8 protein-coding genes are annotated in these 13888 nt (G+C 65.9%); 1 reads left to right on the top strand and 7 read right to left on the bottom strand.

Features of this window, described 5'->3' with window-relative positions; translation table 11 throughout:
- Positions 1 to 504: 504 nt before the first annotated feature.
- From XcuCFBP2542_RS01275 to speA, 4 genes are all read right to left on the bottom strand, one after another.
- Positions 505 to 1836: a glycosyltransferase gene (locus tag XcuCFBP2542_RS01275; protein ID WP_104601831.1), complete on the bottom strand. Its 1332-nt coding sequence runs from the start codon at positions 1834 to 1836 to the stop codon at positions 505 to 507.
- Positions 1829 to 5752: an amino acid adenylation domain-containing protein gene (locus tag XcuCFBP2542_RS01280; RefSeq protein ID WP_249027593.1), complete on the bottom strand. Its 3924-nt coding sequence runs from the start codon at positions 5750 to 5752 to the stop codon at positions 1829 to 1831. The genes XcuCFBP2542_RS01275 and XcuCFBP2542_RS01280 overlap by 8 nt, the downstream gene beginning before the upstream one ends.
- Positions 5753 to 5775: 23 nt before the next feature.
- Positions 5776 to 5916 (bottom strand): hypothetical protein, encoded by a 141-nt coding sequence (locus XcuCFBP2542_RS19510; RefSeq protein ID WP_158251425.1) that lies wholly within the window; start codon positions 5914 to 5916, stop codon positions 5776 to 5778.
- A 594-nt stretch (positions 5917 to 6510) separates the two neighbouring features.
- Positions 6511 to 8397, bottom strand: coding sequence for an arginine decarboxylase (gene speA / locus XcuCFBP2542_RS01285; protein ID WP_104601833.1), 1887 nt, complete (start codon positions 8395 to 8397; stop codon positions 6511 to 6513).
- 233 nt (positions 8398 to 8630) lie between these two features.
- Here speA and speE point away from each other — a divergent pair, with 233 nt between their 5' ends.
- A complete protein-coding gene (gene speE, locus XcuCFBP2542_RS01290) occupies positions 8631 to 9488 on the top strand; it encodes a polyamine aminopropyltransferase (RefSeq protein ID WP_104601834.1) in 858 nt (285 codons plus the stop codon).
- A 216-nt stretch (positions 9489 to 9704) separates the two neighbouring features.
- Here speE and XcuCFBP2542_RS01295 read toward each other — a convergent pair whose 3' ends face one another.
- The 3 genes from XcuCFBP2542_RS01295 to XcuCFBP2542_RS01305 form a co-directional block, all read right to left on the bottom strand.
- Complete coding sequence (locus tag XcuCFBP2542_RS01295) at positions 9705 to 10310, bottom strand: PH domain-containing protein (protein WP_104601835.1); 606 nt, start codon at positions 10308 to 10310, stop codon at positions 9705 to 9707.
- Between the two features lie 192 nt (positions 10311 to 10502).
- Positions 10503 to 11291: an outer membrane beta-barrel protein gene (locus XcuCFBP2542_RS01300; RefSeq protein WP_104601998.1), complete on the bottom strand. Its 789-nt coding sequence runs from the start codon at positions 11289 to 11291 to the stop codon at positions 10503 to 10505.
- A gap of 424 nt (positions 11292 to 11715) precedes the next feature.
- The gene (locus XcuCFBP2542_RS01305) at positions 11716 to 13683 is read right to left on the bottom strand and encodes a glycoside hydrolase family 84 protein (RefSeq protein WP_104601836.1); all 1968 of its coding nucleotides are present in this window, start codon (positions 13681 to 13683) and stop codon (positions 11716 to 11718) included.
- Between the last annotated feature and the right edge of the window lie 205 nt (positions 13684 to 13888).

Below are 13888 nucleotides of genomic sequence, written 5' to 3' on the forward strand. Positions count from 1 at the left end.
GTGGTGCGCCCGCGATGCTTCAGCCACCTGATGCAGGTGCCAAACATGCTGCCGCAGACGCGATGCAGCTGCACGATGCGGTGATTGGAAAGCGCGACCACGTGCGGAGCGCGGGCGATCAGGCAGCGGACACGCGACTGGAACGGAGCAATGTTCGGAAGGCTCGCTCGCCATGGCGTCGCGGACGCCTGCGCGCCTGGCGGCGACGCTCGCCGGCAGCGCGCCACTGATGGGTCCGTGTCATTGAACCCCGCCTGCGTCGGCACTGCTAGCGCTCGTGCGGCGATCCAGGCCGCGCGTCGCCTGTGCAACTGGTGCTGGTTGGAAACACGGCCGTGTCTCTGCAACTGCACCTGCCTCTGCCTCTGCCTCTGCCTCTGCCTCTGCCTCTGCCTCTGCCGACGCAGCGTGACTCAACCGCACCGCCGGCAGTAGAGGCATGCGATGACGCGTCGGCGCACCGTGCGGCCGCGTGCTCGCCTTCGCGGCCCGCCTGTCTCTTCGTCAGGCCACCGCTGCCTGCGCCACCCGTGCGTGCGGCCTTGCTGCCTCCAGCAGTCCCCAGGCTTGCAGCTGATCCACAGCGGTGCGTACGCCATCTTCATCGCCGATGCGCTGCCCCAACGCACGCGCGGCCGCACGCATGGCCGGCGTACCGGCCTGACGCAGTGCGTCGGCCAGCCGCTGCGGCTGCAGCCCGACGCGAGCAAGCGCCGGCGGCGCCACCCCGCGTTGGGCCAGGCAATGCGCCCAGAACGGCTGGTCGTACCCAAACGGCAACACCACCGATGGAATCCCCGCCGTCAGCGTCGCACCGGTGGTGCCCGCGCCGCCGTGATGCACGGCCACGGCCACGCGCGGAAACAACCAGTCGTGCGGTGCGTGCTCCAGATGGAAGAAGCGCTCTGCATCGTCGGCAGCGGTCTCCTGGTTATCGGTCAGCCCGCCCCAGCCGCTGGCCAGCAAGGCGCGCTGCCCGGTCAGACGCACCGCCGCCTTGACCGTCGCGGTGAGCTGCGCCGCGTCGGTGCTGGTCATGCTGCCGAAGCCGATGTACAGCGGCGGTGGCCCGGCCTGCAGGAATGCCTGCAACGCTGCCGGTGGTTTCCATTGCGGCTGCGGCAGTTGCCAGAACCCGCAGACCTGTGCTCTGGCCGGCCAGTCCGGTGGGCGTGGGCACAGCTGCGCGCTGTAGCCGTAGATCACCCTGAGTGCGCTGCGGTCCGGGCCGCGCCACGGATAGGCCGGCAGTCCCAGGGCCGGGCGTACGATGTCGTTGAGCGCCGGGCGCAGCAGTTGCCAGCCGGCAAAGCGCGCCAGGTGATGCAGCGCCACGCTCACCCGCCCGGGCAGGCGGATGCCGGGCATCGCCATCAATGGCAGATGCCGCGAGGCGGTCAACGGCTGCAATTGCGCGAACACTACTGGCAGCCCGTAGGCCTGCCCCAGGCTGTGGGCCAGGAAGCTCGCGCTGCCCACCCCCAGGATCAACCCGGCATCGGTACAGGCCGCGCGGCCCTGCTCGGCCCAGTCGCGTGCCCCGCTCAGCAGCTGCGCGCGCAAGGTGCCCCAGATGCCGCGCCAGCCGCCACGCATCTCGGCCACGCTCGGGTTGCCCTGCAGCAGTTGCTGGTGGTCGCCGCTGAGTGGGAAGAAGTCCAGCCCGTTGGCGCGGATCAGCGCTTCGAAATTGCGGCTGGTCAACACCCGCACGGGATATCCGCGCTCGCGCAGGCCACGCCCCAGCGCGATGATCGGGCGCACGTCGCCGTGGGTGCCCAGGGTGGCAATGACGATCGGCCGATGCGCTGCAGGGCTTGCCGGGATCTCAGGCATATTCGGCCACCCCGTCGCTGGCGGTGGCAATGCTGCCGTCGCACTGGGATGCAGGCGCGGTGGCGGCGTGCAGCAACCTACAGAGCCTGGCCGAGTGCGTGGCCGACAGCATCGAATGATGGTCGCTGTCCAACCCATGCAGGTGCAACGTGCGCACGTAAGGACGCCAGGCCTGCGGCCGGTAGTCCACCCAACGCGCATCGTCGCCACCGGAGCTCATGCGAACATTGGCCTCGACGAACAGCACGTCCTGGTTCAATGCCCGGGGCCGGTGACGGCGCGCCAGGTGCAGATGGTGCTGAGTCACAGCGCCCAGGTCGTTCAGCAGCGTGGGGCGCTGTTCGAGCAGCTGGCGCACGGCTGGCAAGGTGGTCAGCCCATAGTGGTCGCACAGCAGGCTGGCCAGCTCGGCCACGGTGGTCGGCATCGGCTGGTTCGCGTCGAGGGTCAGGCCCAGCGCATGGACCGAGGCGCGCACGTTCTCCGACTCCGGCAACGCCGCGGCCTGTTCCAGATGCGGGTAGCTGTCCAGCATCGCCAGCAATTCGACGTCCTCGCCAAGGTCGTGCAGTTCGGCCGCAATGGCATGGGCGATCAGCCCGCCCAGTGACCAGCCGATCAATCGGTAGGGCCCCTGCGGCTGCACGCTGCGTAGCCGCGCCAGATAGTCGCGCGCAATCGCCTCGATGCTGTCCGGGCGATGCTGCGGGTCGCTCAATGCCGGCGACTGCAATGCGTACACCGGCCATTGCGGGTCCAGCTGCCCGAGCAGGGTGAGATACGACCAGCCCAGCCCGATCACCGGGTGGATGCAGAACAACGGCGTGGTGCCGGGCGTGCCTGCACGCAATGGCAGCAGCACGCCCAGGGGATCGTTCGCCGGCTGCGCGCTACGCCTGATCACCTCGGCCAGGCCGGCGATCGTCGGGGCATGGAACAGCGTGCCCAACGGCAGTTCGACACCGAACAGCTGCGGGAAGCGCGCCGCCATTTCCGCCGCGCGCAGCGAGTCGCCGCCCAGCTCGAAGAAGTTGTCGTCCACGCCCACCGCCTGGATGCCCAGCACCTCACGCAGCAGGTCTGCCAGCTGCAGTTCCAGCGCATCGCGCGGCGCCACCTGCGCACGCACCGGCACGACATCTGGCGCGGGCAATGCACGGCGGTCCAGCTTGCCGTTGGCCGTCAGTGGCAAGGCCGCAAGCATGACCCACAGGCTTGGCATCATCGCCGCCGGCAAGCGCTGCTGCAGATGCGCGCGCAGCGTATCGGTCGACGGCGCCGTGCCGTGCCTGCCCACCACGTAGGCCAGCAGCTGCACCGCCGTATCGCCGTCCTGGTGCGCCACCACGGCAACCTGCGCCACCTGGGCATGCAGCAGCAACGCGTTCTCGATCTCGGCCGGCTCCACACGATGGCCGCGGATCTTCAACTGCGCATCGGCGCGGCCGATGAATTCCAGCAGGCCATCCTCACGCTGACGCACGCGATCGCCCGTGCGGTACATGCGGCTGCCGTCTGCAGCGAACGGGTCGCGCAGGAATCGCTCGCTGGTCAACTGCCGCTTGCCGCGGTAGCCCTTGGCGACGCCGGCACCGCCGATGTACAACTCGCCGATTGCACCGGTCGGCAGGGGCTGCCGCTGCGCATCGAGCACGTAGACACGCGTATTGAGCAGCGGCCTGCCGATCGGCGGTGCCGCGGCGTCGGTCAACTGCAGCGGCATGATGGTCGACCAGATGGTGGTCTCGGTGGGCCCGTACAGCTGGGTCAGGCGCCCCACCCGGCCCAGCAACTGGCTGGCCAGTTCCGGCACCAGCGCCTCGCCGCCCACCAGCGCATGCAGGCGATCCAGTGCAAGGTCCTGGTTTGCCAGCAGGATGCGCCACAGCGACGGCGTGGCCTGCACCAGGCTGATCTGCTCGTGGGCGATCAAGCGCGCCAGGCCGCGCGGATCGTGGCTGATCCCGGCCGGTGCGATGACCACGCGCGCGCCCACCAGCAACGGAAGGTACAACTCCAGCCCGGCAATATCGAAGGTGATGGTGGTGACCGCCAGCACGCGGTCGCGCGGGCGTAGCGCCAGCTCGTTTTCCATCGCATGCAAGAAATTGAACAGATTGCGATGGCTGATCTCCACGCCCTTGGGCGCGCCGGTCGAACCGGAGGTGTACAACACATAGGCCGTGCCATCGGGCGTCGCCAGCGGCGCAATCGCTGCCGGCAAGAGCGCAGGGCGTGGGTCCAGCCAGACCATGCCGCCGATCAGGTAGCGCTTGCACAGCGCCGGCTCGCACACCAGCGCGATGGCACCGGAATCGTCGAGCATCTGGCGGTTGCGCGCGGCCGGGCTCTCCGGATCCAGCGGCAGGTATGCCGCACCGCTCCACATGATCGCCAGCAGCGCCACCAGCAGGTGCTCGCTGCGCGGCAAGGCCACGGCCACCACATCGCCGGGGCGCACGCCATCGGCGACCCACTGCGCAGCAATCCGCGCGGCCAGCTCGCACAAGGTGGCGTAATCCAGCGTGCGGTTGTCGTACTGCACGACCACGGCGGCCGGCATCAGTTCGGCACGCTGCAGCATCCCGTGCAGGAGTGTGGCATCGGCCGGCAGTGGCGCGTCGGTGCGGTTCCAGGTGTACAGCAGGCGCTGACGTTCTTGCTCGCCCAGTACGTCCACCTCGCCCAGTGCACAGGTGGGGTTGTCGAGCACGGCATCGGCCAGCTGGGTCAGGCGCCGGCAATGCTCGGCCAGCTCGTGGCTGTCGTACAACGCCGGGTTGGCATCCAGATCAAAGCGCAGTGCCGCGCCATCGCCACGTTCGTAGCAGAAGATGGTCAGGTCGTCGGCCGGACCGTTGGAGAGGTTGTGCGGCGTCGCATACGCCTCGCCGAAGCGCAGCGTGTAATCGAAGGCTTCGATGTTCACCGCCAGGCGTGCGAGCTTCTGCTCGATGCCGAACATGCCAAGGTCACGGCGCACGTCCTCGAAGCGGTATTGCTGGTGGCGCAGCGCACTCTTGACCACCGAGGCCACCTGTACGAACAAGGTGTGGACCGGCTGCTGCGGGTCCATCTTCAGACGCAGCGAGATCACGTTGGCAACCAGCCCGGCGGTGTGTCGGTAGCGCGCGTTGATCCGGCCGGTTACCGGCATGGCCAGCACCAGGTCTTCGGCGCCCGTGCAGCGGTAGTAGTAGGCCGCAATCAGCGAAATCAGCATCTGCGGCAGGCTGGCGCCGTACTCCTTGCCCAGCGCACGCAGGCGCACCATTTGCTGCGGCGAAAACTGCCCGATGCCACGCAGCAGCCCGGTGGACAGGTGATTGCCCGGCCGCGCCAGGGTCACCGGCGGCGGGAGATCGGCCAGCTGCTGCATCCAGTAACTGCGGTCGCGCTGAAAGCGATCGGAGTCGCGGTACTGTTGTTCCATCTCGATCAGCGACAACGCGCTGCCGTACTCGGCAGGCTCGGGCTCCACGTTCGCCGCATAGGCGTTATAGAGCACCGCCATCCGCTGCATCATGATCGAGGCGCAATAGCCATCCATCACCAGGTGGCTGACGCACTGCACCCACATGTGGTGATCCTCACCGAGGCGGAACACCGCGCAATGCCACAGCGGCCCATTGCGCAGGTCCTCAGGCTTGCGGATCTCCTCGGCCACCCAATGCTCGGCGGCATCGCGCGGCGCCGGGTCGTCGCTGACGTCGAAGAACGGCACTGGCGCGGTGTAGTCGGGCAGCACGACCTGGTGCGGCATACCCTCGTGCTCTTGGATGCACAGGCGCAGCGTGTCGAACTCGCGCGCCAACTGCAGCGTGGCGCGGATCAACAACGCAGGATCCAGTGGGCCGAACAACTCCAGTGCTTCGGACAACATCAATGTGTTGTCGGTATATAACTTACTGGTCACCCACAGGCCACGTTGTGCCATGGTCAGGGGAAACGATTGAACAGCGTCAGCGCGCATTGCAGGCATCCTTCTGTGTGGCGCACGATCGAACGGCGTGCCTGCATCGCAATGCGGCAAAGAACACGCCGGATCAGCGCCTGGCGATATGCGGGGTCGTTGAACATCGACGACTGCCGACAGTCGTCGGCAATGCACGATGGAAACGCACAATGAAACAAGGCGCACAACCAAAGCCACGACAGGCAGGCAGGTTGTTTAGGCGCTTGTCCCCGAACAAATTAGGACCAGGCTAGCAACTCGCGAATCTTTTGGACCGTGCAACAATCACGAAATGCATGCATCCAAGGAAATTCATTCTCAAAAATGTGATTTCTGATATCCATCAGAAAGCATATCGGCACTCATTCCCGGTTCTGCAAACCACCGGTCACTGTGCGAGCGGAAGATACCGAACGCACCTGATCCTGAAGCTGGACAACACACTTGCGTCGAGGCGGCAAGCATGACGCCAAGCAGCGGCACGTGCTTCCGTTGAGCATCATCGGCAGTTGCAGACACCATCCGGCAGCATCGCTGCGGGCACTGCTGACCATCACGGTGACGCACGTGCAAGATCGTCAGTCCATCACATCACATGCGTCTTGCACGTAGATGACAAAGAACATCTCGCGACGATACGCACACCGCTGTTTCGATTGGCATGTATCAGCGCCCTCGGCGCACGCTGCGGCACGCAGGCCGCAGCGCGTGAGCAGACTTCAACTCAAGGGTTCGTCGGACAGGTAGGTGTAACCAGTCAATCCGGCTTCCAGCGCCTGGCTCAACTCCTGCGCGCGTTCCGGCGTCAGCTGCGCGGCGGCGATGCGCTCGGCATAGGTCGCGCGCAACGTGTCCAGGTGATAGCCCACGTAATCGAGCATCACATCGGTGGTATCACCACGCCGCTGCTGCACGATGCGATATCCATCGCCGTCCACCGCTACTTCCACCGCGTCGGTATCGCCGAACAGGTTATGGATGTCGCCCAGGATTTCCTGGTAGGCACCGACCAGGAAGAAGCCGATGCGATAGCTTTCGCCGGCATTGAGACTGTGCAGCGGCAGCGAGCTATCCAGGCTTTCGTTCTCGACATAGGTCTTGACCATGCCATCCGAGTCGCAGGTCATGTCGGCGATGATGCCGCGCCGCTGCGGCGCCTCGTTCAGGCGCTCGATCGGCACGATCGGGAACACCTGATCGATCGCCCACACATCCGGAATTGATTCGAACACGCTGAAGTTGACGAAGTACTTGTCCACCAGTCGCTCGTTGAGCTCGTCCAGCACCGGGCGGTGGCTCTTTTCGTCGAAGCTCAAACGTGCGCGCACGCCGTGGGCAATGGCATAGAACAGGTCGTCGATGCGCGCGCGGTGGGTCAGGTCGATCTGGCCCAGCGCATAGGCGCTCAAGCCTTCGGCATGGAAGTGCTGGGCCTCCTGGAACAGTTCCACCGCCGGACGCACGTCCAGTTCGCCGTGGATCTCCCGCAGGTGGCGGATGGCCGCCGGCTCGTCGTCGTGCGCATCCGGCACGCGGCCTTCCGGCGCCTGCTCCACTTCGGAGACGTTGGCGATCAGCACCGCGTGGTGGGCGGTCATCGCGCGGCCGCATTCGGTGACGATGCGCGGTGGAGTCAGGCCGTGTTCTTCGCAGGCGCTGGCCAGCGGCTGCACGATATTGCTGGCGTAGGAATGCAGGCCGTAGTTGATCGAGCAATAGCTGCGCGAGCGCGTACCTTCGTAGTCGATGCCCAGGCCGCCACCGACGTCCACGTGGCTGATCTTCGCGCCCAGGCGCGAGAGCTCCACGAAATAGCGCGTGGCTTCGCGCATGCCATTGGCGATGTCGCGCACGTTGGAAATCTGCGAACCCATGTGGAAATGCAGCAGGTTCAGGCTGTCGGCGTATTCGGTGTCACGCAGCGACTTCCACAGGTCCAGCACCTGACGCGGCGACAGCCCGAACTTGGCCTTGTCGCCGCCGCTGTTCTGCCATTTGCCCGCGCCCAGCGAGGCCAGGCGCATGCGCACGCCCAGGCCCGGCTTGATGTCCAGCGCGCGTGCCTCTTCCAGCACCAGCGTCAGCTCGGACGGCTTTTCGATGACGATGAAGGTCTGCAGGCCCAGCTTGCGGCCGATCAGCGCCAGGCGGATGTATTCGCGGTCCTTGTAGCCATTGCAGACGATCAGCCCACCCGGACGCGACAGCGCCAGCACCGCCATCAGCTCCGGCTTGCTGCCCGCTTCCAGGCCGAAGCCCTCACCGTGATGGCCGGCCAGGGTGCCGGCCACGCCACGGTGCTGGTTGACCTTGATCGGGTACACGGCCGTGTAGCCGCCGGCGTAGTCCCATTCCGACTGCGCCTGCGCGAAGGCCGCCTGCAGCTTGCCCAGGCGCTGGCCCAGGATGTCAGGGAAACGCAACAGCAGCGGCAGTTTGGCCCCGGCCGCACGCGCGGCATCCACCACTTCGGGCAGCGACACTGCCGGGCCATCGGCGGTCGGTTTGACCACCACATGGCCGGCGGCGTTCACATCGAAATACCCATCGGCCCAATGCGGGATCGAGTAGGTCTTGCGGGCTTGGTCGAGGGACCAATCGCTCATTTCGTTGTCTCGGCTGGGGCAAAAGGGCGTGAATTGTAACGCCTGGCATGGACAGGGTCCGTTACAATCCGCGCCGACTTCACGCCCCGCTCCTGGTCGGATCGGGGCCGAGCAAGGGTCAGCCGCTGCGCCATCTGACTGCACGCGGCTGCGCCCAGCCCTCATCCGGCGCTTTGCGCCACCTTCTCCCGGTGGGAGAAGGGACAGCTCCCCTTCCTTTTTAGGATTTTTGCATGAGCAGCAACGACAACTGGTACATCGAACACTTCCAGCCCACCGGCTCGGCCATCGGCTTTCGCATCAGCGGCAAGCTGGACGAGGTGCAGTCCCCGTTCCAGAAGATCGAGATCTACCAGACCACCGATTGGGGCAAGCTGATGCTCATCGACGGCGCGGTGATGCTGACCAGCCGCGACAATTTCTTCTACCACGAGATGATCAGCCACCCGGCGTTGTTCACCCACCCCGCGCCCAAGCGCGTGGTCATCATCGGTGGCGGCGACTGCGGCACGCTGCGCGAGGTGCTCAAGCACCCGGGCGTGGAAAGCGCCACCCAATGCGATATCGACGAGCAGGTCACACGCATGTCGGAGAAATATTTCCCCGAGCTGTGCGATTCCAACCACGACGCGCGCGCCGAGCTGCTGTTCGACGACGGCGTGGCCTACATGGCCAACTGCCCGGCCGGCAGCGTGGATATCGTGATCGTCGATTCCACCGATCCGGTGGGGCCAGCCGAAGGCCTGTTCAACAAGGCGTTCTACGAGAGCTGCTTCAAGGCACTGAAGGACGACGGCCTGCTGGTGCAGCAGTCCGAATCGCCGCTGGCATTGCTGGACCTCATCAACGCAATGCGCACCGAGATGGGCAAGGCCGGCTTCCAGTCGTTCAAGACCCTGCCGTTCCCGCAGCCGTGCTACCCCACCGGCTGGTGGAGCGTGACCATGGCCAGCAAGCAGGCCAGGGCCGATTTCGCGTTCCGCAAGGCCGATGCGCAGGCCAAGGGCTTCGACACGCTGTACTACACCGCGCACCTGCACACCGGCGTGCTCGTGGCCCCGCCGTTCGTGGCCAAGGCGCTGGGTGAGTAAGCGCGCTTGGCATCGCGGGTGCCGCTGCGCGCTCGCGATGGCCTGGTCACTGCCGGCCTTGCGTAGGCACCAGAGTCAGGCGGAAAGGTCGTTGTCAGCGGCCTGCCGGCGGAGGCATCACCGGTCACGACCGTGCTGCTTCCCACACGTTCGCAGGTGCACCTGCCTGTCGGCCTCGCCGTCGTGTTTTCACGTCACGCCCAGCGGCGCGGCCGCTTACAGCCTTGCCAGTATCTCAGCCTTCTTCGCGTCGAATTCCTGCTGCGTGACCAGCCCGGCATCGAGCAGCTGCTTCAACTTGCCCAGTGCCTGCATCGGATCCTCTGCCGCAGGCGCTTGTGGCGCCGATGCGGGTGGAAGGTGCGCTGGCGGTGCGTGCACCACCACGCCACCGGCCGACACGCGCAGCTTCTCGATTTCCAGCTGCTGGCGTTTCTCGTAGGCGGCCTCCTCCACTTGCTGCGCGTAGGCGTACACCCGCCGCGCCTGCTTCTTGGGCAGGCTATCCACTGACAGATAGGCGCCCTGCGTGGTGCGGCACATGACCGTCGCCCCCAGCATCTGCTCGCTCATGTGTACATCGAGCACTTCACGCCAGGGGACATCACGAAACGTCATGCCGAACAACTTCGGATAGACCACGATGAACCGGCGGTTGGTCAGCACCACTGCATCGGGCGACAGGTTCATCACCATCTTCTTCTGCACGGCGATGTACTCGACCTGCTCGTCGCGGGTCAGCAACTCGGTGACCTTGGGCAGGATCTTGCCCACGGCCACCGGGTCTTGCTCGTCTGTCAAAAATTGCGCCAATGCGTCCATCTGCCCTTTCCAATGGCTGAGTCACTGCGTTGACCGTGACACTACAATACCCCGCATGGATGCCTGTGCAACGCCGGTGACCGTGCGCGGTGCGGCTCAAACAGGATCTTTGGCTGCAGCGTTGCTGATGCCACGCTGCCTGGGGCAGAAGGGCGGACGCTGCAGCCCGCCCTTCTGGACTATTCGCTCAGCTTAGAAACGGACTTCGAGTGAGGCGTTCAACACATCGGCTCGGTTGATGGTGAAGTCTTCTTCGCTGTAGTCGTTGGCGTAGAGATAGCGCGTGAACTGACCACTTAAACTGACATGCCGGCCAAGATCGATGCCCAATCCAGCGCCCAGATAAGCCCCATAGAAACGATCGCCGTCATAGCCGACAGACTCACCGCCCCAGTAACCCAGGCGAACCGAGGCGAACACCGGGCTGTCGCCGAAATTGAACCGCGCGTTCCCACCTAATCCTCCGAAACGAGCAGATGGGGCGAAAGCATCATCGGAGCTAAAGCGCTCGATATGTCCTGCAAAAGCCTCGATGCCGATCAGCGTGACCGCACCAGCACGCCAGCGATAGCCCACGCTCCCGCCAAGCATGTCCTGTTTGACGTCTTCAAACACCTCTGCCCTGCCACCCTGCACACCAAGGAAGACACCGCTTTTGAGGCGCTGTTCTTCTTCGCGCGGCGGCGGAGGTACATAGGCAGGCGCGACAGGCGCTGCCACTGCCGAGGTCTGCTCAGTCACCGTGCTGAAACCACTGGGCTCACCCGTTCCGCTTCCACCGACGGCCACCGGCGCTCCGCCGGTGCCGGCTTGCGCAGGGCGCGCCGATGGCGCTGCCGGCGCGGCGGCGCCCTGAGTGCCGGCCTGCTGCTTTTGCTGTTGACGATAATTATCCCAGCCGCGCGACAAGGATTGCGCTGAGGCCTGAGCCGTGACGCCAAGCGCCGTGCAGGCCAATAGCAGTGTTGCGGTCCTTTTCATCACATCCCCCTGAATGGTCGTCCCTCGTTTCCGCATCCTTACGCGCGCAGGCGGACCTGACGGGCGTCGGAAGTGGCATCGCTGCCGGTCATCTTTCGGGGGCGTCCCCACAGCGCGCGATACCGCCAAACCATCGCAGGCGACCTGGACAGGTATGCAAGCATGGGCGCGCTGCAGCCCCCTTGACCGCAGCGCGCACAGTGTCTGGAGTCGTTGTCGCTGTCAAGAAGCGCTCGGCCTGGTGGGCGACCGGGAGCGAACCCTGGCCGCACCTGCCCGCTGACTGGGTGCGTTCGAACGTCTCCATCCCGCGATACCAGCCTGTCGCAACGGAAGCCGCAGGCGACAGGCTGGTTCAGGGCACGCCCGTCTCGGGTACCCGCCAGGTCACCGAAGCGGGGCATGCCCGCCGCCACGCCCGCCGCTATGGTGTGGTGGCAGACGCCGCCGCTGGCGACCGATACGCGATCAGCTGCGGCGCCTCGGCCACGAACCGATCCAGCACGCCATCGGCGATCTTGACCGGTCCGCCGAAGCGCGTGGCGCCGGGAATCGATGGAATCGCGGCCGCCTTGGCCGCAACCGCGGCCGCATCGGCAAACAACGCCGTTGCCTCGCTGCTGCCGCGATTGGCCGCCTCCAGGCCGGCTGCGGTCTGCCGCAGCGCGCGGCCCCAGCCTTCCATCGCCTCCAACCACGGGCGTGATTGCTCGGCAAAGCCCTTGTCGGACACGCCGTCGCGGATGCGTTGCGGTGCGGCGGCGATCTCGTCGGCGGTGCGCGCCAATTCGGCAATCGCCTGGCTGCGTGCTGCCGTATCGCCCAGCGCGATCGCTTCGCGCACATGGTCGAGCACGGCCTTCAGGCGCGGCGCCTGTTCCTGCCACGGCTGGCTGCCGAAGGTGGGCGCCAGGTGCTGGGTATCGAAGAAGGTCAGCAATGCCGCCGTGACACGCGCATCGCCACCGGCCAGGTCGCGCGCCGCCGCATGCCAGGTGCGTTGCGCGTCGTAGCCTTTGTCGTTCCAGGCGTACGCCGTCAGCCCCATCACCGCAACGCGGCTGGGTACTTCCTGGTTCATCGGGTTGGATACGATGCCCGACAGCTCGGCCGACAGCCCCGCCTCGCGCCGTGCATACGGCGCCATCAGCAGGCGCCCGGCCGAGGTTTCGAAATCGTTGACCGGGTAGTTGTCCCACAACAGCGTCTTGCGGCCGAACGTCTTGGTGGCCGCGCGTGCATCCGGAATGGAAATGGCCGGCGGCACCACGTCGGTACCGGTCCACTGCACCACGATCTTCGGGTCCAGATGCTTGCGCAGCGCTTCCTTGTACGGGCTCTCCTTGGCGTCGAAGTATTCGGTGGGCACCATGATGAGTTCCGATGCCGCATCGTGGCGGGCAACCAGATCGGCCTGCACCAGGTTGAGCAGATGCGATTGCGCAATGCCTGCCGCCTGTGCGCCAGACTCACCGAAGGTGGTCTTGTCACGCTCGCAGTTCCATTTGGTGTATTCGATATCGTCCAGCGCCACGTAGAAGCTGCGCACGCCCAGCGCGCGGAAGGCATCGAACTTGCGCAGCAAGGCCTTGGCATCGGCCGGGTCGGAGAAGCACACCGTCGGACCCGGCGAGATCGCGTAGACGAAATCGACATGGTTGCGCTTGGCGGTGGCCACCAGTTGGCCCAGCGCCTTCAGGGTCGCCTTCGGGTACGGCGCGCGCCAGCGGTCGCGCGCATACGGGTCGTCCTTGGGGCTGTAGATGTAGGTATTGGCCTTGGTGCGCGCAAGGAAATCGATGTGCTTGATGCGATCGCTCATCGACCACGGCGCGCCGTAGAAGCCCTCGATCGTGCCGCGGATCGGCATGGCCGGGTAATCCTGGATCGTCAGCGTCGGAATGGCCGGCCGCTCGACCAGCTGGCGCAGCGTCTGCGCGGCATGGAACAGGCCATCGCCGTCGTGGCCGGCCAGCGTGATGAGGCCGCTGCCCAGCGCCACGCTGGCCAGCGTATAGCCTTCGGCATGGGTGTCCTGGCTGGCCTTGCTACGCGTCAGCGCATCGCGCACCACCTCAGCCTCGCCGGTCCCGACCACCACATGCGGACGGTCGAAGCTGGCAGGCAGACGCGAGGCAGTGGCAATCTTGGAGACCCCGGCCGAACCGAGCACGCGGCGCACCAGCGCGACTGCGGCCGGGTCGGCGCCCGGCGCCACCACCAGTACCACCGAGTCTCCCAGCGTGATCGTCCGGCCATCCAGGCTGATCGACACCGGGGTGGGGAAGATGGGCGGCTGTGTGACCGGTTCGGCCAGCGCCGGCAATGCCAGGGCCAGCGCCATCAATACCGGGAGCAGGCGCGCGCCCCGCTGCCTGTTGCCTAGCCGCATATCGAACTCCGGTATTGGAATGGTATTACTGCCTAGAGTAGGCAACTCGCGCCCCCGCGACAAGCGCAACCGGTTCTGCGCCCGCGCACCTTCTCAAGCAAGCTGGCACAGTCTCCGGCAGTCCGTGAGATCACTCAGACATAGCGACAGCCGAGCGTCTTCGGTATTGAAATGGTATGAATTCCGGGATCATTCGCGGCCTGCC

Origin of the sequence: Xanthomonas cucurbitae, assembly GCF_002939885.1 — a bacterium.
In the GTDB taxonomy this organism is placed as follows: domain Bacteria; phylum Pseudomonadota; class Gammaproteobacteria; order Xanthomonadales; family Xanthomonadaceae; genus Xanthomonas; species Xanthomonas cucurbitae.

Coding starts and splice junctions, on each gene's coding strand:
- speA (WP_104601833.1), bottom strand. CDS start 8,397: ATGAGCGATTGGTCCCTCGACCAAGCCCGCAAGACCTACTCGATCCCG.
- XcuCFBP2542_RS01275 (WP_104601831.1), bottom strand. CDS start 1,836: ATGCCTGAGATCCCGGCAAGCCCTGCAGCGCATCGGCCGATCGTCATT.
- XcuCFBP2542_RS01295 (WP_104601835.1), bottom strand. CDS start 10,310: ATGGACGCATTGGCGCAATTTTTGACAGACGAGCAAGACCCGGTGGCC.
- XcuCFBP2542_RS01305 (WP_104601836.1), bottom strand. CDS start 13,683: ATGCGGCTAGGCAACAGGCAGCGGGGCGCGCGCCTGCTCCCGGTATTG.
- speE (WP_104601834.1), top strand. CDS start 8,631: ATGAGCAGCAACGACAACTGGTACATCGAACACTTCCAGCCCACCGGC.
- XcuCFBP2542_RS19510 (WP_158251425.1), bottom strand. CDS start 5,916: ATGTTCAACGACCCCGCATATCGCCAGGCGCTGATCCGGCGTGTTCTT.
- XcuCFBP2542_RS01300 (WP_104601998.1), bottom strand. CDS start 11,291: ATGAAAAGGACCGCAACACTGCTATTGGCCTGCACGGCGCTTGGCGTC.